The organism is Sphingomonas sp. TDK1, assembly GCF_001650735.1.
Classification (GTDB): domain Bacteria; phylum Pseudomonadota; class Alphaproteobacteria; order Sphingomonadales; family Sphingomonadaceae; genus Sphingomonas.
This window is the reverse complement of record NZ_LXVY01000017.1, coordinates 57,704-76,888: the sequence shown is the minus strand read 5'-3', so window position 1 is coordinate 76,888 and position 19,185 is coordinate 57,704. Positions and strand designations below refer to the sequence as shown.

The following is a 19,185-nucleotide window of genomic DNA, read 5'->3' as shown; positions in this document are numbered from 1 at the left end:
TCTGCATGGTCGACACACCCACTGCCGATTCCCCGGCAGAACCGGATATCACCCACGTAAATCCAGCCGACGAAAAAACCTGGTTCGGTCATCCCCGCCAGCTGGCGCGCCTCTTCTCCACCGAGATGTGGGAACGCTTCGGCTTCTACGGCATGCGGGCGTTGCTGACGCTCTACCTGACCCAGCATTTCCTGTTCGGCGATCGTGAAGCGACCGGTCTGTACGGCGGCTACACCGCGCTGGTCTATCTCACCCCGCTGGTCGGCGGCTATCTGGCCGACCAGTTCCTCGGCTCGAAACGGGCGGTGAAGTTCGGCGCGATCCTGATGTCGATCGGCTATTTCGTGCTCTGCTTCGGCGGTCAGACCGCCACGCCCTACGCCAAGATCGACGGCCAGCGCTACGAAGTCGCGGTCGAGAAAAGCGCGGCCGGCGAGCAGCGCTTCGTCCTGGATCAGGGCCACAGGCAGCTGATCAAGGGCAATGACGACGGCTCGATCACGCTCAGCGAGAACGGCCAGACGGTCCGCACGATCGCCAAGGGCGGATTCCAGTCCGAAGCCGATCGCAGCCCCTTCTACGTGATGGTCATGCTCATCGCGCTCTCCATGGTTTCGGTGGGCAACGGCTTCTTCAAGCCGAACATCTCCACCATGGTGGGCGAACTCTACCCCAATGGCGACAGCCGGCGCGATGCCGGCTTCACCATCTTCTACATGGGCATCAACCTGGGCTCGATGCTGTCGCAGGCGCTGTGCCCGTTTCTGGCGGTCGCGGTCGGCTGGTGGGCGGGCTTCGGCCTGGCGGCGATCGGCATGCTCTGCTCCTGGGCGCTGATCCAGCTCGACGGCGGCAAGCTGAACGGCATCGGCGAGCCGCCGGCCAAGGCAGCGACCCGCCGTCAGCAGATCCTGATCTATATCGGCGCGCTCTGCGTCGTGCCGCTCTTCTATCTGTTGTATATCAACCTGATGGCGGCGGAGCCCGCGCCGGCCGGTTCGGGCCTGCTCGGCTATGTCGCCTCGCTGTCGCTGATGGGCAAGCTGCTGTTCGGCACCTTCCTGATCGGCGTGCCCGCGATCCTCGTCTGGTCTTTCATCGCCGGCGACCGCCGCGAATTCCAGATGATGATGGCGGCAATGGTGCTGATCGTCTTCAACGTCGTCTTCTGGACGCTGTTCGAACAGGCGGGCTCGTCGCTCACCCTGTTCGCCGATCGCAATACCGATCTCTCCGTCTTCGGCTGGTTCAGCATGTCGGCGGGGCAGACGCAGAGCTTCAACGCGCTGTTCATCGTGCTGCTGGCGCCGTTCATGTCGATGATGTGGAGCGGGCTTGCCAAGCGCGGGCTGGAGCCGAGCATCCCGGTCAAGTTCGGGATCGCGCTGGTCGCGGTCGGCTGCGGCTTCCTGTTTCTGGTGTGGGGCTCCAACTGGGCGGACTCGAGCTTCAAGCTGTCCGTCTGGTGGCTGGCCGGGCTCTACTTCATCCACAGCTTCGCCGAGCTGTGCATCTCGCCGGTGGGCCTCAGCATGATCACCAAGCTGTCGATCGCGCGGATCGTCGGCATGATGATGGGCGTGTGGTTCCTGTCGATCTCGGTGGCACAATATGTGGCCGGGGTGATCGCGCAGTTCGCCAGCGTCGAGACGGTGGGCGGCCAGGTGACCAACCTGAAGGTCAGCCTGGAGACCTATCTCAGCGTGTTCACGCTGATCTCGGAATGGGCGATCGGGCTCGGGCTGCTGTTGCTGCTGCTCAGCTGGCCGCTCAAGCGCTGGATGCACGGCGTCAAGTAAACGCCGGGAAGAAAGAGGGACGGGGCGCCGCGGAAATTGGGGGGACTGCGGCGCCCCTGTCGTTCGCCCGAGGGGGGAGTGGGCGAACGAGTCTCGGTTCAGGCCGCGAGCGGCAGGATTGCCAGCGCGTCCTGCTCATTGGCCGCGGCGAGCGCGCGGGCGTCCGCCGCCATCGGCTGGCCGGCTTCGGCAGCCAGGCGGCGATGGGCGAAATAAAGCGCGATCAGCGAAAACATGACAACCTCGAAACAGCTTTGCTGCAATGCAGCGCGGGCGCCGCATCTGGTTGTGCGGCGCTGAGTCTGCAACTGCAAAGCCCCTCCCCCGCACTTGCAGTTGCTGCAACTGCGAACGTTTTCCCTCCCAGAATGCAAAAGGCCCGGCGTTTCCGCCGGGCCTTTTCCGTAGAAATACGAATGGCGCTTACCAGATGTGCACGCGCTGATCGGGCGCCAGGTACAGCTTGTCGCCCGGCTTGACGTCGAACGCCTTGTACCAGGCATCGACATTGCGGACGATACCGTTGACGCGCGCGGTCGCCGGCGAATGCGGATCGGTGAGCAGCGCCTGGCGCTGCGCATCCTCGCGCACCTTCACCCGCCACGCCTGGGCATAGGCGAGGAAGAAGCGCTGATCGCCGGTCAGCCCGTCCACCGTCTTCGCCTTGCCGTGCTTGGCCTGGTACTTCTGGTACGCGCCATAGGCCGCCTCGACGCCGCCCAGGTCGCCGATATTCTCGCCCAGCGTCAGCTTGCCGTTGATCTTGGTGCCCGGCACCGGTTCATAGCTGTCATACTGGCCGGCCAGTGCCGCGGTGCGCGCGGCGAAATCGGCCTTCACCTTGGGCGTCCACCAATTCTCGAACTTGCCGGTCGGGCCGAACATGCTGCCCTGATCGTCGAAGCCATGGCCCATCTCGTGGCCGATCACCGCGCCGATCGCGCCGTAGTTCACCGCCGGATCGGCATTGGGGTCGAAGAAGGGCGGTTGCAGGATCGCCGCCGGGAAGGTGATCTGGTTGGACAGCGGGTTGTAATAGGCATTCACCGTCTGCGGGGTCATTGCCCACAGGCTGCGATCGACCGGCTTGGGGAAGCGCGCCAGCTCCAGCTGGTGCTGGAATTCGCCCGAGCGCATGATGTTGCCGAGCAAGTCGCCCCGCTCCACCGTCAGCGCCGAATAGTCGATATATTTTTCCGGATGACCGATACGCGGCTCGAACGCGGCGAGCTTCGCCAGCGCGCCCTTGCGGGTCGCGTCGTCCATCCAGGTCGAGGCCTCGATCCGCTCGCGATACGAGTCGCGCAGATTCTCGATCAGCTCGGCCATCTGCTTTTCGGCTTCGGGCGGGTAGTATTTGGCGACATAGGCCTTGCCCACCGCTTCGCCGAGCGCGCCGTTGACCAGCTGCACGCCGCGCTTCCAGCGCTCGCGCTGGACCTGCACGCCGGCGAGGGTCTTCGAATAGAAATCGAACCGCGCCTGGTCGAACGCCTTGGGCAGATAGGTCGCGTGGTCGCTGACGAAGCGATAGGCGAGATACTCCTTCCAGCTCTGCAGCGACGTGGCGGCGAAGATCTTGCCCAGCGCTGTCAGCGCCGTGTTCTGCGTCATCAGGATCTGCGGCGAGCTTTCCAGCCCGGCGGTCTTCAGCAGCACCGCCCAGTCGAAGTCGGGCGCCTTGGCGCTCAGGCCGGCGATCGACTGGGGATCGTTGAGCTTGGCGATGTCGCGGCTCTGCTCGGGGGACCACTGGACCTTGGCCATCGATGTTTCGAGCGCGACGATCGCATCGGCCTTGGCGGCGGCATCGGGAATGCCGGCCAGTTCCTGGATCTGCTGCACATAGGCGCGATAGGCCTTGCGCACGGCGTCGAACTTGGGGCCTTGGTTCAGGAAATAATCCCGCGGCATGCCCAGCCCGCCCTGGCCGACGGCGGCGGTGTACTTGGTCGGGTCGACGAGGCTCGGCGTCATGCCGACTTCGACGGGCGAGGCGTAGCCGACGCTGGCGAACAGCACCTGCAGCGCGGTCTTGTCCTGCACGCCGCCGATGCGGGCGAGATAGGGCTTCAGCGGCGCGGTGCCGCGCGCCTCGATGCCGGCCTCGTCCATCCAGCTCGCGTAGAAATCGCCGATCTGCTTGCCGCTCGCGCCATAGGCGGCGGGGTTCTTGGCCATATCGTCGAGCAGCGCGCGGACATTGGTCTCGGCCGCCACCACCAGGTCGACCGAAACGCCGGCCGAACCACGGTCCGCCGGGATCTGGGTGCGCGTGTCCCAGCCGCCGTTCGCGAACGCCCAGAAATCGTCACCGGGCTTCACGCCGGTCTTTTGCGCGGTCAGGTCCACGCCGAAGCTGCCATATTTCGGCTTGCCCGTCTGGGCGAGGGCCGGCGCGGAAACAAGCGCCGCAGCAACGCCGGCCAGCAGGAAAGAGTGACGCAGCTTCATGATGTTAGATTCCCCCCACATCGATGTGTGTTAGGGGAGTGTATCGGGCAGTTTTCCGCTCGGCAATGGGTTTCGTTACAAGTGAAACCGGGCCGCGCATCCCCTGCCCGGGGGCAGCGGCGCGGGGCCCGGTGCGGGTTCAGGCGACGCGGTTCGCCACTAGGTCGTCGACCACGGCAGGATCCGCCAGCGTCGAGGTATCGCCCAGGCTGCCCACCTCGCCCTCGGCGATCTTGCGCAGGATGCGGCGCATGATCTTGCCCGACCGCGTCTTGGGCAGGCCCGGTGCGAACTGGAGCGCATCCGGGGTCGCGATCGGCCCGATCTCGCTGCGGACCCAGTCGCGCAGTTCCTTGCGCAGCGCCTCGCTCGCCTCCACCCCGGCGTTGAGGGTCACATAGGCATAGATACCCTGCCCCTTAATGTCATGCGGCATGCCGACCACGGCGGCCTCGGCCACCTTGTCATGCAGCACCAGCGCGCTCTCCACCTCTGCCGTGCCCATGCGGTGGCCCGAGACGTTGATCACGTCGTCCACCCGGCCGGTGATCCAGTAATAGCCGTCACCGTCGCGGCGGCAGCCGTCGCCGGTGAAGTATTTCCCGCGATAGGTGGTGAAATAGGTCTGGAAGAAGCGCTCGTGATCGCCCCAGACGGTGCGCATCTGCCCCGGCCAGCTCCGCGCGATGACGAGATTGCCCTCGGTCGCGCCTTCCAGCAGCTTGCCGTCGCCGTCGACGATCTGCGGCTCGATCCCGAAGAAGGGCATCGAGGCGGAGCCAGGCTTGAGCGCGGTGGCGCCGGGCAGCGGCGTGATCATGTGACCGCCGGTCTCGGTCTGCCACCAGGTGTCGACGATCGGGCAGCGCCCCTCGCCCACCACGTCATGATACCAGCGCCACGCCTCCGGATTGATCGGCTCGCCCACCGAGCCGAGCAGCCTAAGCGACTTCCGGCTGGTCGCGGTAACATAGCTATCGCCCTCCTTCATCAGCGCACGAAGTGCCGTCGGCGCGGTGTAGAGGATCTCAACCTGATGGCGATCCACGATCTGCCACATGCGGCCGGCGTCGGGCCAGGTCGGCACGCCCTCGAACATCAGCGTCGTGCCGCCATTCGCCAGCGGGCCATAGACGATGTAGCTGTGCCCGGTGACCCAACCGATATCCGCCGCGCACCAATAGACCTGCCCCGGCCGGTAGTCGAACACCACTTCGTGGCTATAGGCCGCCCAGAGCAGATAGCCGCCGCTGGAATGGAGCACGCCCTTGGGCTTGCCGGTCGAACCCGAGGTGTAGAGGATGAACAGAGGATCCTCCGCATCCATCGGCTCGGCCGGGCAGTCGGCGGAAACCTTCGCCGCCGCTTCGTGATACCAGAGGTCGCGGCCGGGCTGCATCGGCACGTCGCCGCCCGTCGCCTGCACGACGATGACCTTCTCGAGCAAGGGGGCATGCTTCTGCGCGGCGTCGACATTGGCCTTGAGCGGCACCCGCTTGCCGCCGCGCCGACCCTCGTCCGCAGTGATGACGATGCGGCTATCGCAATCGACGATACGACCGGCCAGGGCTTCCGGAGAAAAGCCGCCGAACACCACCGAATGGATCGCGCCGATCCGCGCGCAGGCGAGCAGCGCCACCGCCGCCTCGGGGATCATCGGCATGTAGACGGTAACGCGGTCACCCTTCTTCACGCCTTCCGCCTTCAGCACATTGGCGAAGCGGCAGACCTCTTCGTACAGCTCCAGATAGGTGATCCGGCGCGTTGCCTCCTTGGGATCGTCCGGCTCCCACAGGATCGCGGTGTCGCCGCCGCGGCTCGCCAGATGGCGATCCAGGCAGTTGGCGGCGACGTTGAGCTTGCCGTCGGCGAACCAGCGGATGCGGAAATCGGCCTCGTCGAACGACCAGTCGCCGGCCGTCTGCGGCGGCACGATCCAGTCGAGCCGCTTGGCCTGCTCGAGCCAGAACCCGTCCGGATCGGACAGGGACTGGGCGTGGAGACGTTCATACGCTGCGGCATCGACGCGGGCGGTGTTCGCCCAGCTTTCCGGCACCGGATACAGATTCTCGCTCATCAAGACCCCTCCTGGTCGGCGGGCATCTAGGAGCGCAAGGGGTAGCTAGGCAAGGCACCCCTGGGCGCAAGATCGTTTCGGAGGCACATGTTTTTTTGGTGGATCCCCGCAAGCGTATCAGTCATATAAAACGCTATGGCACGACCTGCGCTTGCTCTGTTGCTCTGTGCGGCACTGCCGCTCGCAGCCTGCTCCACCGGTTCCGTCCGCCCGCAACAAGCCGAAGCGCCGATCGATTTGCCCGATCAATTCTCGGTGGATCCGCAGGTACAGGCGCGCGAGGATCTGTCTCGCTGGTGGGACAGGTTCAACGATCCGATGCTCGGCCAGCTGATCGGCCAGGCGCAAACGGCCAATCTCGACATCGCCCAGGCGGTGATCCGGCTGCGTCAGGCACGCGAATCGCTGCTCCAGTCGCGCGCCGCATTGCTGCCGACGATCAGCGGTTCGGCCGGCTATTCGCGCAACGAGCCCCTGCGCGGCGGCACCACCACGACGCAGCTGCCCGACGGGACCATCGCCTCCTTCTCGCAGGGCGGCAGCAGCAACTTCTCGCTGGGGCTGGACGCCAGCTACCAGGTCGATCTGTTCGGCGGGGTGCGCAGCAGCGTGCGCGGCGCCCGCGCAAGCTACGAGGCCGCCGGATTCAACCGCGCCGCAGTGCTGCTCACGGTCGAGTCCGAAACCGCGCGCAACTATGTGCTGGCACGGCTCGCCCAGGCGCAGCTCGCCAATGCGCGCGAGAGCCTTGCCATCCAGGAAGAAAATCTCAGCATCGCCCAGTGGCGCGTGCAGGCGGGCCTCGTCTCCTCGCTCGACGCCGAACAGGCCCGCGCGCAGCGCGCCCAGACCGCCGCCACCATCCCACAGCTGGAAAGCAGCTATGCCGCCAATGTCGCGCGGCTTGGCGTGTTGACCGGTCAGGCCCCGGGAGCGTTGCGCGGCACGCTGGAGGCCCCCAAGCCGATCCCCCGCGGCCCCGCGAGCGTTGCCGCCGGTATCCCCGCCGACGCGCTGCGACAGCGGCCCGACGTCCGCGCCGCCGAGCGCAACCTTGCCGTCGCCACCGCGCAGATCGGCGTGTCACGCGCCCAGCTCTATCCCAGCCTCAATCTCGGCGGCAGCATCAGTTCGGGCAGCGGTTCGGTCCGTTCGCTGCTCGACATCATCACCGGCCGTGCTTTCGCCAATGTCGCGCAGACGATCTTCGATTCCGGCCGGTTGCGCAGCCAGCTCCGCTCGGCGCGGATCGGGGCGGACGGCGCCTTCTACAGCTACAAGGCAAGCGTGCTGCAGGCGATGGAGGAGATCGAGAATGCGATCGTCGCGCTGCAGGCCGCCCGCACCCGCGAGACCGAGTTCCGCACCGCGCTGGAAGCCGCCAACAACCAGGCGCTGCTCGCCCGCTTCCGCTACCGCTCGGGCCTCACAGATTTCACCACGCTCAACCAGTCCGAAAGCGCGCTGCTTTCGGCCAAGAACGGCCTGTCCCAGGCCGAATCCGAACAGGCGACCGCGCTGATCCAGCTCTATGTCGCCCTCGGCGGCGGCTGGGACGAAGCCGCGCCGATCCCGCCCCTCCCTCCAAGAACAGGCAGCGCCACCGATGGCCAGTGAACCGCAGGACCTCAACGCCTTTCTGGGCACCAAGCGGCGCCCCTGGTGGCGGCGCAACCTGCGCTGGATCGGCGTGGCGCTGGTCGTGGTAGTGCTAGGGCTGCTCGTCTCGCGTTGCTTCGCACCCAAGCCGCCGCCCAATTACATCACGGTGGGTGCCGAAAAGGGTGCACTGGCGGTCACCGTCTCCGCCACCGGCCGGCTCGCGCCGATCCGGCAGGTGACGGTGGGCTCGGAAATCTCGGGCCTCGTCCTCAAGGTGTTGGTGGACGTCAACGATCGGGTCACCGAGGGCCAGCCGATCGCGATCATCGATCCCTCGCGGCTCGACGATACGATCACCCAGAGCCGCGCAACGCTTTCGGCCAACCAGGCGGCCGTGGCGCAGGCGAAGGCCACGGTGGACGAATCAACCGCGCAGCTGCGCCGCATGGAAGAAGTGAGCCGGCTGTCGGGCGGCAAGGTGCCCGCCAAGACCGAGCTGGATACTGCCCGCGCGGCGGTGGCCCGCGCCGTCGCCAATCTCCGCTCCGCAGAAGCCAATGTCGTCTCCGCACAGGCGTCGCTCTCGTCGAACCAGACGCAACGCTTCAAGTCGATCATCCGCTCGCCAGTGAACGGCGTGGTGCTCGCCCGCCAGGTCGATGCCGGCCAGACCGTCGCCGCGCAGTTCAGCACGCCGAACATGTTCGTGATCGCCCAGGACCTCACCCATATGAAGCTGGAGGTCGCGATCGACGAAGCCGATGTCGGCTCGGTCAAGGTCGGGCTGCCAGCCAGCTTCACCGTCGACGCCTTCCCCGGCCGCACATTCCCGGCGCAGATCACCCGCGTCGACCTCGGCTCCAACCTCACCGCCTCCACCGCGACGACGAGCGCCACGAGCAGCACCACCACGGCCAACCAGGTCGTCTCCTATGCGGCGGTGCTGTCGGTCGCCAATCCCGACCTGACGCTGCGTCCGGGCATGACCGCGACCGCGACGATCGGCGTCGAGAAGCTCGACAACGCACTGCTGATACCCAATGGCGCGCTGCGCTTCACGCCACAGGATGCCGGCGCCAAGAGCGGCGGCGGCGGGATCCAGTTCGGCCCCCGCCGCGAGGAACAGCAAAAGGCGATCGGGCGCGGCAGCAAACAGGCGGTCTATGTCGTTGGCAAGGACGGCAAGCCGCAGAAGGTGGAGGTCGTCACCGGCCCCAGCGACGGCAGCCGCACGGCGGTGACCAGCGCACAGCTAAAACCGGGCATGAAGGTGATCGTCGGCGTCCAGGCCAACGGCCCGGCCAAGCCCGCCAAGGACGATCAGGACTGATGACCGAGCCGCTGATCCAGCTCCAGGGCATCACCAAGACGTTCGGCGAGGGGCCGACCGCGTTCCAGGCGCTGAAGGGCGTCGATCTGACGATCGAGCCCGGCGCGTTCCTGGCGGTGATGGGAGCCTCGGGCTCGGGCAAGTCGACGACGATGAACATCCTCGGCTGCCTCGATGTGCCCACCGGCGGTAGCTATCGGTTCCGCGGCGTGCATGTCGAGCAGCTGGACCGCGACCAGCGCGCCTATTTGCGCCGCCGCTATCTCGGCTTCGTGTTCCAGGGCTTCAACCTGCTCGCGCGCACGACGGCGCTGGAGAATGTCGAACTCCCGCTGCTCTATCGCGGCGAGCATCGCAAGGTGCGGCGCGAAGCGGCGATGGCGGCGCTCGAACAGGTCGGGCTCGATCGCTGGGCCGACCATACGCCGTCGGAACTCTCGGGCGGTCAGCAGCAGCGCGTCGCCATCGCCCGCGCGATCGTGACCCAGCCCGACGTGCTGCTGGCGGACGAACCGACCGGCAATCTCGACAGCGAACGTTCGGTGGAGATCATGAAGCTGCTCCAGCGATTGAACGCCGATCTCGGCATCACCGTGCTGATGGTCACCCACGAGCCGGACATGGCGTCCTTCGCCAAGACGATCGTGCATTTCAAGGACGGGCTGGTCGAACGCACCGAAATCCCCGCGGGCGCGGGGGCCTGAGGCGATGCTGTTCACCACCCTCCTCCTGTCGCTGCGCGAAATCCGCCGGCACCTGCTGCGCTCGTTCCTGACGACGCTCGGCATCATCATCGGCGTCGCGGCGGTGATCACCATGGTGACGCTGGGCAACGGCGTGTCGGCCTCGGTGCAGGCGTCGATCAGCTCGCTCGGCAACAATACGCTCACCGTGTTCCCCAGCGGCGGGCGCCGCGGCGGCGGCAATGCGCCCCCCAGCTTCGAAAATGCCGATGTGCTGGCGATCCGCCAGCAGGTGAGCGGCGTCAGCGCGGTCGCACCTCAAGCCTCGTCCTCTGCGCTGGCGGTGCGCAACGCGCAGAACTGGACCGCGTCGGTCACCGGCACCAGCAACGACTATTTCGACGCCCAGAACCTCGAATTCGCCGGCGGCCGCCGCTTCAGCGATGCCGAGCTGACCGCCGGCAAGTCCGTCTGCGTGATCGGCGACACCATCCGCGCCAATCTGTTTGCCAACGAGGATCCGGTGGGCGAGCGCTTCCGCCTCGGCACGGTCAGCTGCGAAGTGATCGGCGTGCTGAAGAAGCGGGACAATGCCGGGTTCAGCGATCCCAATTCCACCGTGGTGCTACCGCTCAAGACCGTGCAACGCCGCTTCGTCGGCAACCAGAACGTGCTGGCGATCCAGGTCGCGGTGGCGAAAGGCTACGACACCGCCACGGTCAAACAGTCGCTGACCGGCCTCTTGCGCGAACGCCGCCACATCGCCCCCGGCCAGCCCGACAATTTCGACATCTTCGACAGCGCCGAATTCGCCTCGACCATCCAGAACCAGACACAGCAGCTGACGCTGTTCGTCGCCGCCATCGCTGCGGTCAGCCTGCTGGTCGGCGGCATCGGCATCATGAACATCATGTTGGTGTCAGTGACGGAGCGCACGCGCGAGATCGGCATCCGTCTCGCCATCGGCGCATTGGGCAAGGAAGTGCTGCTGCAGTTCCTGGTCGAGGCGGTGGCCCTGTCGTGCCTGGGCGGGATGATCGGGATGGTGCTCGCCTTCTTCGCCTCCTGGGGCCTGGCGACGCTTGCTTCCCTGCCCTTCCAGTTCGACCTGTCGATCAACCTGATCAGTTTCGGCATTTCGGCGCTGATCGGGATCGTGTTCGGCTTCTTCCCCGCCCGGCGCGCCGCGGCGCTCAATCCGATCGACGCCTTGCGGCACGAATAGCGGCGGCCGCCTCGCGCCCGCGGAGTTCCTCGAGATCCTCCCGGGTGTCGATGTCGACCAGTTCCTCGGGCCGGGTGATGACATGGTGGCCGCGCAGGATCAGCGTACGCGCGCCCGCATCGCCCTCCAGGCTGCACAGCTCGGCGAAATGGTCACGCCCGATCAGCGCCGGCGGCATCGGTTGCACGCCGTCGCTCGACGCGACCAACGTCGCGCCATTGTTCGAGGCATCGAACAGCCGGTAGCAATGCGCGACGGTGACGCGCGGCATGTCCGCCAGCGCAATCAGCACCGCCTCCGCACCTGCCTTCTCCGCCGCCTGGACGCCGAAGCGCACCGACCGCGCCTGGCCCTTCGACGGATCGGGATTCTCCACCACCTGGAACCCGCGCGACGCGAAATCGAGCGTGGTGTCCGACACCACCGCGATCCGGGCAAGGAACGGGATCTTCTCCAGCGCCGTCACCACGTGGAAGGCGAGGGGATGGCCGAGATATTCCTCGGTCAGCTTGTCGCCGTCGGCGAACCGCTCGGACTTGCCTGCGGCCAGCAGGACGAGCGCGGTCTTTTCAGGAGTCAGCATGGAAGGTCTTCACCATGGCGGCGGCAATGGACAGGGCGATCTCGGACGGACCGATCGCCCCGATCGAAAGCCCCGCCGGTCCTTCGATCCGCGCGAGATCCTGCGCTGAGACGCCCGCGGCGCCAAGTCGTTCCAGCCGCGCCGCCTGGCTGCGCCGGGAACCCAGTGCCGCGACATAGCCGGTCGAGTGGGCCAGCGCCGCGATCAGCGCGGCATCGTCGATCTTGGGATCGTGGCTCAGCGTGACCACCGCGGTTGCCGGATCGGGCTTGAGCGCGGTAACCGCCTCGTCCGGCCAGCGATCGTCGAGCGTGACGCCCGGGAAGCGCTCCTCGGTGAGGAACCGGCCGCGCGGATCGATCACCGTCGTCGCGATGCCCAGTTCGCGGGCGAGCCCAGCCAGCGCCTGCGCGATCTGCACCGCGCCGACGATCAGGAGCCGTCGCGGCGGATCATAGCGGTTTACGAACCCCGTGCCCCCGACCGCGCTCTGCCCGGTGGCGAGATCGGTGCCGACCTCGATCGGCCGCCCCTCGGCACGGGCCTCGCGGATCGCGTCGAACAGCGCGGGCGGAAAGCCGCTGGCCGCGACCGGCTGCACCAGCACCGCGATCTGCCCGCCACAGGGCAAGCCTACTTCCCACGCCGCCGCATCGGCGACGCCGTACTCCTTCACCACCGCGGGCGCGCCGGCGATCACCTCGGCGGCGGTCTGCAGGATGTCGGTCTCGACGCAACCGCCCGAGACCGAGCCTTCGAAGCGGCCGTCCTCATGGACGAGCAAATGGCTGCCGCGCGGGCGCGGGGCCGATCCCCAAGTGGTCACCACCGTCGCCAGCGCCATCTTCGCGCCCCGCCAGGCCTCGGCCGCTGCCAGAACGCCGTCGTTATCCGCCACTTGTCGCGCTCCCGTCACATCCGCTTTCTACCCGCCTAGCCGAAGGAGACGACCGTGACGAGACTGATGCTGTTGGCGATGGCACTGCTGGTGCCCACCGTCGCTTTCGGACAAGGAAAGCCCATGCAGAAACCCATGCCCCGCATCATCGTGATCGGCCATCGTGGCGCCAGCGGCGAGCGACCCGAACACACGCTGCTTTCCTATCAGCGCGCGATCGACCTCGGCGCCGACTTCATCGAGCCCGATCTCGTTCCCACCAAGGACGGCGAACTGGTCGCCCGGCACGAGAATGCGATCACCGACACGACCGATGTGGCAGCGCATCCCGAATTCGCGGCCCGCAAGACCACCAAGACGATCGACGGCCAGACGATCACCGGTTGGTTCACCGAGGACTTCACCCTCGCCGAGCTCAAGACCCTGCGTGCCAAGGAGCGGCTGCCCAAGCTCCGTCCGGGCAACACCGCCTATGACGGCCAGGCGACGATCCCGACGCTCGACGAGATCATCGCGCTCGCCAAGAAGGAATCGGCACGGCTCCACCGGGTGATCGGCATCTATCCCGAGACCAAGCATCCCAGCTATTTCGCCTCGATCGGCCTGCCGCTCGAAGCGCGGCTGGTCGCCAAGCTCAAGGCCGCCGGTTGGGACCGTGCCGATGCGCCGGTGTTCATCCAGTCGTTCGAGGTGAACAACCTCAAGCAGCTCCACACCATGACCAAGGTGCCGCTGATCCAGCTGATGGCAGGCAGCGAAGGCCCGGCCGATCACGCCTATGCCAGCTACAAGGAGATGGCGACGCCGGAGGGCCTCAAGGCCGTCGCGCAATACGCCGCCGGCATCGGCCCCGAGCTGACCCAGATCATCGCCAAGGACGGTACGCCCTCCACGTTGGTCGCCGATGCCCATGCCGCGGGGCTGAAGCTCCACCCCTGGACCTTCCGCGCCGAGAATTTCTTCCTGATGCCCGCCTATCAGGTCGGCACCGATCCGGCCGCGCATGGCCATCTGGCGGAGGAGATCACCGCCTTCCTCAAGGCCGGGATCGACGGCTTCTTTACCGATTTCCCTTCCATCGGCGTACCGGCTAGGGATAGCTTTCTGAAAACCAGCGGCAAGTAAGGCTATTCCTATGCGCATCCTCCCTGTTCTGCTCGTGCTGCCGCTGCTGGCGGGGGGATGCGTGGTGAAGACCGCCGCCAAGGTCGTAACGCTGCCGGTCCGCGCCGGCGGCCAGGCGGTTGACTGGGCCACCACCAGCCAGGACGAGGCCGATCGCAATCGCGGCCGGAAGATGCGCAAGCACGAAAAGGAATGCCGCAAGCATCCCGAGCGTTGCCAGAACGAGCAGCGTTGAACGCTCCCCCGCCCGCAGGCGGGGGGCTTATCCCGCCAAGAACGTCATCAGCGCTCGCTCGAACACATCCGGCTGGTCGAGCATGATGAAGTGCCCGCTGTCACCAACGCCGCGAATCGTCACGTGCGGCGCCCCGGCATATTGCGCGCGGTAAAGGCCCAGCATCTTCTCCTCGCCGCCGCGCGCCTCGGTCCAGGGCACCAGCACGGTGATCGGCGCGGTGATCTTCGGCAGCTCCGGCCGGAGGTCGGTCAGCATGTCCTCGTAGATTGCCTGTCCGCTTACCCGCATGTCGGCACGGCCAGACCAGCCCGCAACCTTTTCCTGCGAGGCGGGCTTGAGCGCGTTCTGGCGCGCGATCGACTGCGCGAGCAGCGGCGGGAAGGGCTTGCCGTACAGCCCGGCCATCTGCGCGCGCATCATCTCGGCGGGCGCCTTGGCCGCCTCGACGTTCGGCAGCCCGCCCCAGACCACGCCAAGAAAGGGCAGCGCATCGACGATCAGCGTCTTCCGCACATCCTCGGGATGTTCGCGCGCCAGCCGGAGCGTCACCAGCCCGCCCATCGAATGGCCGACCACCGGCACCGCGCCCAGCTTCTTGTCGGCGATCAGCGTGTGGAGGTCGGCCACGATGCCGTCGAGGATGCCGGGCTGAAGGTTGGCGCGCGGATCGTCGCCGCCGAAGCCGTTGACCTGCACCAGATAGACGCGGTGGTTCTTGATCAACTCCGGCACCACGCCGTCCCAGGTAGCGCGCGGGCTGGACAGGCCGGGGATCAGCACCACCGGGCTGCCGCGGCCGAGCACCTGCACCGATATATGTGCCATCTGCACCAGCGTCTCGGCTGCGCCAGCGACAGGCGCCGGCACCCCATGGCTATGCGCCGACACGTTGGAAGCCGCGATCGCAAGGGCGATGGCCAAGAAGCGGCCTGCGGGAACGCGGGATGCGGCAAGGCAAAGGTCATGCATCATTGGTCCTGCTCCTTGGCGGGGTTGAGGAAGATGTCTTCGATGGCGAGGCCGAACAGATCGGCGATCTTGAAGGCGAGCGGCAGCGAGGGATCGTAGCGCCCGGTCTCGATGGCATTGACGCTCTGGCGCGAGACCTCCAGCCGTTCGGCGAGATCCTGCTGGCTCCAGGCGCGCTCGGCGCGGAGCACGCGGAGGCGGTTGTTCATGCGTCGGCGCCCGCGTTCCGGTAGCGGTGCCACAGGACGCCTTGGCTGAGCCCCATGCCGAGCGCCCAGAGCGGGAAGGTCCCCCATAGCGGGAAGCCCGGCACCAGGCCGCCATCGGTTAGGAAACCCCACACCGTGCAGAAGGCGAGCACCACGCCCAGCCCGCCCAAGGCGGCGGTCGCATTGATGTTACGGAGGAACTCGTCTTTTTCCTCCAGGAGATACAGGCCATAAGCGGCGATGGCGGCAAGCAGGGGTAGGGCGGGTGCGAGCGCCAGCAGGAACAGCGATACACCCTCCGGATGCCATGCGCGAGCCGCCAGCTTGCAGGCGATGAGCACCACCGAATAAGCGCCCATCGCGCCTCCGAACCGCCAGCTGTAGCGACGCTGCGCCGGGTTCATCGAGCCGTGCCCCATGTAAAGCTCCCTTGCGAATAAGACAAGCGAGCTTTACGTAAACCACGCTTTACATGTCAAGCATGGTTGACATGTACCATTCCTCCCCGGCACGGGGAGGGGGACCATGTGCCGCAGCACATGGTGGAGGGGGCGCCGCGAACGCGGCGGTATCCGATGCTATCGACAAGTACCGTGCCTGCGGCACGGCCCCTCCACCACGCGGCGGTGCCGCGCGGTCCCCCTCCCCCGTGCCGGGGAGGAATTTACGCGCCGAGCCGCGCCACCATGTCCTCGGCAAGCTGGCTCAGCGTATCGTCGCGCGCGCCCATCACCACGATCCGGTCACCCGGGCGGGCCTGCGCCACGAGATGCGCCGCCGCCGCCTCGCGGCTGGGGATGTGGATCGCCTGCGCGCCGGTCGCCGCGACATCGGTGACGATGTCGGCGCTGGTAACCTCACGCGACACCGTGCCGCCCTGATAGACCGGGTCGGGCAGCACCAGCAGGTCCTCCGCGCCCAGCTTCGTCGCGAACATCGCGACCAGTTCGCGCCGCATCACCTTGAGCGGGCCATAGCCATGCGGCTGGAACAGCAGCAGCAACCGCCCCGGAAAGGCGTGGAGCGTATCGAGCGTCGCGGCGATCTTGTCGGGGTTGTGCCCGAAATCGTCGATCACCGACACGCCGCCCGCCGTGCCGACCAGCTCGAAGCGCCGCCGCAAGCCGGTGAACCCCTCGACCGCCTTGCAGGCCTCCTCCAGCGACACGCCCGCCGCCGTCGCCGCGCCGATCGCCGCCAGCGCATTGGCGACATTGTGCCGCCCCGGCACCTGCAGCCGCACCCGCCGCACCGTCTCACCCATCACCAGGTCGAAGCGACAAGCGAACGCCTCCGGCGCGAGGTTGCGCGCCATCAGGTCCGCCTCGCCCTCCACCGCGAAGGTGAGCGTCCGTCCGCGATCCAGCCCCGCCGCCAGCGCCGCGCTCTCGGCATCGCCGACATTGACCACCGTCGTCGCCGCCTTGCCCGCGAACGCCCCGAACAGCAGCCGCAATTCCTCCAGCGACTTGTGGTCGAGGCTGACATTGTTGAGCACCGCGATGCGCGGCCAGTAATTGGCGATCGAGCCGTCGCTCTCGTCCACCTCGCTGACAAAGGCGTCCCCCGCCCCCACCAGCGCGCTGGCGAACGGCGCGTCCGGCGTGGCGAAATTCTTCATCACCGCGCCGTTCATCACCGTGGGATCGCGCCCGCAGGCGTGGAGGATCCAGCCGATCATCCCCGTCACGGTCGACTTGCCGCTGGTCCCCGCCACGCCGATCGGCAGCGGGGAGGCGTTGAACAGGCTCGCCAGCAGCTCGGCCCGTGACATCCGCGCGCAGCCCAGTTCGGCGGCGCGCACCATGTCCGGCACGGTCGGCTCGATCGCGGCGGAGGCGACCACCACCTGCTCGGCCGACTGTACGCCGCTGCCGTCCTGCGGGAACAGGTCGACGCCGCGGCTGCGCAGCCAGTCGAACTTGGACGCCAGCCGCCCGCCGTCGAGGCTGCGGTCCGAACCCGAGACCCGGGCGCCCCGGCCGGCGAGGATCATCGCCAGCGGCATCATCCCCGATCCGCCGATCCCTACGAAGAAGGTTGCTTTGCCATGCTGCATGGGCACGCTATCGGCAATTCGAGGAGACCATACAAGCATATGCGGATCGGAGTCGTCGCGCCGGCGCGGCCAGTCACCCGGGAATCGTCTGCCCGCATGGCGGCGTTCATGGCGCTCACCTACCCGGAGCACGAGGTGGTGTTCCACCCGCAATGCTATCTCTCGGCGGGCCATTTCGCCGGGTCCGATGCAGAGCGCGCGGCGGCGTTCCTTGAGTTCGCCAACGATCCGGCGATCGACGCGATCTGGTTCGCGCGCGGCGGCTATGGCTCGAACCGCATCCTCGACGCGGTGATGCCGCATCTCGGCGAGGCGGCGCGGCGCAAGACGTACATGGGCTTTTCGGACATGGGCTTCCTGCTCGGCGCGCTCTACGCCCGCGGCATCGGCCATCCGGTCCATGCCTCGATGGCGAGCAGCATCGGCAGGAACGATGCCGGGGTGGATACCGGCTGGGCGCTCGGCTGGCTGATCGACCGCGACCGGCGCGGGCTAGACCCCAGCTTGGCCGACGGTCGCCCCGCCGCCGCCTTCAACCTCGCGATCCTGACGTCGCTGATCGGCAGCAAGTACCTGCCCGACCTCACCGACCATGTGCTGATGATCGAGGAAGTGGACGAGCCGCTCTACCGGATCGACCGGATGCTGTTCAACATGGCCCATGCCGAGCAACTGAAGGGCATCGCCGGCATCCGCCTCGGCGCGGTGACTGCGATCGCGGAGAACGACCCGCCCTTCGGCGAGACGGTGGACGAAATGATCCTGCGCTGGTGCAAGGAGATGGACGTCCCCTATCTCGGCCGCTGCGCGATCGGGCACGTCTCGACCAACCATGTCGTGCCGTTCGGCGTCGCATGAGCCCCGACCCGCAAGCCCTGCGCGCACGCCACGGCGCGGTATCGCTGCTCGCCCACCCCTCGCCGATCGAGCGGCTGACGCGGCTGGAGGCGGCGCTCGGCACCGGCGTGCGGATTTATGGGAAGCGCGACGATGTCGCCGGCATCGGCGGCGGCGGCAACAAGCTGCGCAAGCTCGAATTCCTGCTCGGCGACGCGATCGCACGAGGGTGCGATACCTTCGTCACCACCGGCGGCCTGCAATCCAACCATGCCCGGCTGAGCGCGGCGGCGGCGGCGCGGATGGGCCTCGGCTGCGAGCTGGTGCTGGCCGATGTCGTGCCGCGCCACGACGCCGACTATCGCGGCAACGGCAACCTCCTGCTCGACGCGATCTTCGGCGCGACCGTCCACCACGTGCCCGGCGACACCGACCCGCTGGCCTTCGCCCACATCCGCGCCGAGGCGCTGCGAGCGGAGGGCCGCAAACCCTATGTGGTCGGCGCGGGCGGATCGTCGCCGGTCGGCGCGCTCGGCTATGTCGCCTGCGCCTGGGAGATACTGGACCAGGAGGCGGCGCTGGGCGAGCGCTTCGCCCGCATCGTCGTGCCCAACGGCAGCGCCGGCACCCATGCGGGCCTCGCCGCCGGCATGGCCGCGGCGGGCGCGGACGTGACGCGCGTCCAGTCCTACGCCGTCCTCGCCACCCCCGAGCGCGCCCATGCCGAGACGCTGGCGCTGGCCCAGGCGACGCTCGCCGCCAACGCCCTGCCGGGCAGGGTGTCGGCGTCGGAGGTGGTGATCGACGGCAGCCAGCGTGGGCCCGGCTATGGCATCCCCACGGAGGCGATGCGCGAAGCGGTGGAACTGCTCGCCCGCACCGAGGGCCTGCTGCTCGACCCCGTCTATAGCGGCAAGGCCTTTGCCGGGCTGCTGGCGGCGATCCGGGGCGGCGCGTTCCAGCCGGGCGAGGCGGTGCTGTACGTCATGACCGGCGGCGTGCCGGGGCTGTTCGCGTATCGGGGGGCATTTAACCAAGAGACGAGCGCACGTTCTTTAGATATCGATGGCAAATCGGCCGCAGCATGACCTCAAAAT

Annotated in this window: 18 protein-coding genes; 9 read left to right on the top strand and 9 right to left on the bottom strand. The window is 67.4% G+C overall.

The features are described from left to right. Positions 1-5: 5 nt before the first annotated feature. Positions 6-1,799: a peptide MFS transporter gene (locus A7X12_RS10935; protein ID WP_064311656.1), complete on the top strand. Its 1,794-nt coding sequence runs from the start codon at positions 6-8 to the stop codon at positions 1,797-1,799. Between the two features lie 98 nt (positions 1,800-1,897). On the opposite strand, the gene A7X12_RS26225 is transcribed toward A7X12_RS10935, so the two are convergent. From A7X12_RS26225 to acs, 3 genes are all read right to left on the bottom strand, one after another. Next, a complete protein-coding gene (locus tag A7X12_RS26225; RefSeq protein ID WP_232318460.1) occupies positions 1,898-2,035 on the bottom strand; it encodes a hypothetical protein in 138 nt (45 codons plus the stop codon). A gap of 187 nt (positions 2,036-2,222) precedes the next feature. After that, positions 2,223-4,253 carry a M13 family metallopeptidase gene (locus A7X12_RS10930; RefSeq protein ID WP_157105567.1) on the bottom strand — a complete coding sequence of 677 codons (2,031 nt, stop codon included), beginning with the start codon at positions 4,251-4,253 and terminating at the stop codon, positions 2,223-2,225. 139 nt (positions 4,254-4,392) lie between these two features. Further along, positions 4,393-6,330 carry an acetate--CoA ligase gene (gene acs / locus A7X12_RS10925; RefSeq protein ID WP_064311655.1) on the bottom strand — a complete coding sequence of 646 codons (1,938 nt, stop codon included), beginning with the start codon at positions 6,328-6,330 and terminating at the stop codon, positions 4,393-4,395. Between the two features lie 135 nt (positions 6,331-6,465). On the opposite strand from acs, the gene A7X12_RS10920 reads away from it, so the two are divergent. Genes A7X12_RS10920 through A7X12_RS10905 form a run of 4 tightly spaced genes read left to right on the top strand, consistent with a single transcriptional unit; the run spans position 6,466 to position 11,170 of the window. Then, entirely contained in the window at positions 6,466-7,947 is a 1,482-nt protein-coding gene (locus A7X12_RS10920; RefSeq protein WP_064311654.1) for an efflux transporter outer membrane subunit, read from the top strand. After that, the gene (locus A7X12_RS10915; protein WP_064311653.1) at positions 7,937-9,262 is read left to right on the top strand and encodes an efflux RND transporter periplasmic adaptor subunit; all 1,326 of its coding nucleotides are present in this window, start codon (positions 7,937-7,939) and stop codon (positions 9,260-9,262) included. The genes A7X12_RS10920 and A7X12_RS10915 overlap by 11 nt, the downstream gene beginning before the upstream one ends. Continuing rightward, complete coding sequence (locus tag A7X12_RS10910; protein WP_064311652.1) at positions 9,262-9,966, top strand: ABC transporter ATP-binding protein; 705 nt, start codon at positions 9,262-9,264, stop codon at positions 9,964-9,966. Before A7X12_RS10915 ends, A7X12_RS10910 begins: the two co-directional genes overlap by 1 nt. Positions 9,967-9,970: 4 nt before the next feature. Next, the gene (locus A7X12_RS10905; RefSeq protein WP_064311651.1) at positions 9,971-11,170 is read left to right on the top strand and encodes an ABC transporter permease; all 1,200 of its coding nucleotides are present in this window, start codon (positions 9,971-9,973) and stop codon (positions 11,168-11,170) included. Here A7X12_RS10905 and A7X12_RS10900 read toward each other — a convergent pair. Then, a complete protein-coding gene (locus tag A7X12_RS10900) occupies positions 11,139-11,753 on the bottom strand; it encodes a nucleotidyltransferase family protein (RefSeq protein ID WP_064311650.1) in 615 nt (204 codons plus the stop codon). The two genes, A7X12_RS10905 and A7X12_RS10900, sit on opposite strands and share 32 nt — an antisense overlap. Then, positions 11,740-12,651, bottom strand: coding sequence for an XdhC family protein (locus A7X12_RS10895; protein ID WP_064311649.1), 912 nt, complete (start codon positions 12,649-12,651; stop codon positions 11,740-11,742). Before A7X12_RS10895 ends, A7X12_RS10900 begins: the two co-directional genes overlap by 14 nt. Positions 12,652-12,729: 78 nt before the next feature. Between A7X12_RS10895 and A7X12_RS10890 the strand changes: the two genes are divergently transcribed. Then, positions 12,730-13,776 (top strand): glycerophosphodiester phosphodiesterase, encoded by a 1,047-nt coding sequence (locus tag A7X12_RS10890; protein WP_443029303.1) that lies wholly within the window; start codon positions 12,730-12,732, stop codon positions 13,774-13,776. A gap of 10 nt (positions 13,777-13,786) precedes the next feature. Beyond that, complete coding sequence (locus A7X12_RS10885) at positions 13,787-14,011, top strand: hypothetical protein (RefSeq protein WP_064311648.1); 225 nt, start codon at positions 13,787-13,789, stop codon at positions 14,009-14,011. Positions 14,012-14,038: 27 nt separating this feature from the next. Here A7X12_RS10885 and A7X12_RS10880 read toward each other — a convergent pair whose 3' ends face one another. The 4 genes from A7X12_RS10880 to A7X12_RS10865 form a co-directional block, all read right to left on the bottom strand. Then, positions 14,039-14,986 (bottom strand): alpha/beta fold hydrolase, encoded by a 948-nt coding sequence (locus A7X12_RS10880; RefSeq protein WP_232318459.1) that lies wholly within the window; start codon positions 14,984-14,986, stop codon positions 14,039-14,041. Then, the gene (locus A7X12_RS10875) at positions 14,983-15,192 is read right to left on the bottom strand and encodes a helix-turn-helix transcriptional regulator (protein ID WP_064311647.1); all 210 of its coding nucleotides are present in this window, start codon (positions 15,190-15,192) and stop codon (positions 14,983-14,985) included. Before A7X12_RS10875 ends, A7X12_RS10880 begins: the two co-directional genes overlap by 4 nt. Next, entirely contained in the window at positions 15,189-15,611 is a 423-nt protein-coding gene (locus A7X12_RS10870; RefSeq protein ID WP_064311646.1) for a hypothetical protein, read from the bottom strand. Before A7X12_RS10870 ends, A7X12_RS10875 begins: the two co-directional genes overlap by 4 nt. 245 nt (positions 15,612-15,856) lie before the next feature. Beyond that, positions 15,857-17,251, bottom strand: a complete 1,395-nt coding sequence (locus A7X12_RS10865; protein ID WP_064311645.1) for a UDP-N-acetylmuramate--L-alanine ligase — start codon at positions 17,249-17,251, stop codon at positions 15,857-15,859. Between the two features lie 39 nt (positions 17,252-17,290). Here A7X12_RS10865 and A7X12_RS10860 point away from each other — a divergent pair, with 39 nt between their 5' ends. Beyond that, on the top strand, positions 17,291-18,109 hold the full coding sequence (locus A7X12_RS10860) for an LD-carboxypeptidase (protein ID WP_064311644.1): 819 nt from the start codon (positions 17,291-17,293) through the stop codon (positions 18,107-18,109). Beyond that, a complete protein-coding gene (locus tag A7X12_RS10855; protein WP_064311643.1) occupies positions 18,106-19,176 on the top strand; it encodes a D-cysteine desulfhydrase family protein in 1,071 nt (356 codons plus the stop codon). The genes A7X12_RS10860 and A7X12_RS10855 overlap by 4 nt, the downstream gene beginning before the upstream one ends. The last annotated feature ends 9 nt before the right edge of the window (positions 19,177-19,185 follow it).

Bases quoted from the DNA above. Each gene is read 5' to 3' on its own strand.
- A7X12_RS10935 (WP_064311656.1), top strand. From the start codon at position 6: ATGGTCGACACACCCACTGCCGATTCCCCGGCAGAACCGGATATCACC.
- A7X12_RS26225 (WP_232318460.1), bottom strand. From the start codon at position 2,035: ATGTTTTCGCTGATCGCGCTTTATTTCGCCCATCGCCGCCTGGCTGCC.
- A7X12_RS10930 (WP_157105567.1), bottom strand. From the start codon at position 4,253: ATGAAGCTGCGTCACTCTTTCCTGCTGGCCGGCGTTGCTGCGGCGCTT.
- acs (WP_064311655.1), bottom strand. From the start codon at position 6,330: ATGAGCGAGAATCTGTATCCGGTGCCGGAAAGCTGGGCGAACACCGCC.
- A7X12_RS10920 (WP_064311654.1), top strand. From the start codon at position 6,466: ATGGCACGACCTGCGCTTGCTCTGTTGCTCTGTGCGGCACTGCCGCTC.
- A7X12_RS10915 (WP_064311653.1), top strand. From the start codon at position 7,937: ATGGCCAGTGAACCGCAGGACCTCAACGCCTTTCTGGGCACCAAGCGG.
- A7X12_RS10910 (WP_064311652.1), top strand. From the start codon at position 9,262: ATGACCGAGCCGCTGATCCAGCTCCAGGGCATCACCAAGACGTTCGGC.
- A7X12_RS10905 (WP_064311651.1), top strand. From the start codon at position 9,971: ATGCTGTTCACCACCCTCCTCCTGTCGCTGCGCGAAATCCGCCGGCAC.
- A7X12_RS10900 (WP_064311650.1), bottom strand. From the start codon at position 11,753: ATGCTGACTCCTGAAAAGACCGCGCTCGTCCTGCTGGCCGCAGGCAAG.
- A7X12_RS10890 (WP_443029303.1), top strand. From the start codon at position 12,730: ATGGCACTGCTGGTGCCCACCGTCGCTTTCGGACAAGGAAAGCCCATG.
- A7X12_RS10885 (WP_064311648.1), top strand. From the start codon at position 13,787: ATGCGCATCCTCCCTGTTCTGCTCGTGCTGCCGCTGCTGGCGGGGGGA.
- A7X12_RS10880 (WP_232318459.1), bottom strand. From the start codon at position 14,986: ATGATGCATGACCTTTGCCTTGCCGCATCCCGCGTTCCCGCAGGCCGC.
- A7X12_RS10875 (WP_064311647.1), bottom strand. From the start codon at position 15,192: ATGAACAACCGCCTCCGCGTGCTCCGCGCCGAGCGCGCCTGGAGCCAG.
- A7X12_RS10870 (WP_064311646.1), bottom strand. From the start codon at position 15,611: ATGGGGCACGGCTCGATGAACCCGGCGCAGCGTCGCTACAGCTGGCGG.
- A7X12_RS10865 (WP_064311645.1), bottom strand. From the start codon at position 17,251: ATGCAGCATGGCAAAGCAACCTTCTTCGTAGGGATCGGCGGATCGGGG.
- A7X12_RS10860 (WP_064311644.1), top strand. From the start codon at position 17,291: ATGCGGATCGGAGTCGTCGCGCCGGCGCGGCCAGTCACCCGGGAATCG.
- A7X12_RS10855 (WP_064311643.1), top strand. From the start codon at position 18,106: ATGAGCCCCGACCCGCAAGCCCTGCGCGCACGCCACGGCGCGGTATCG.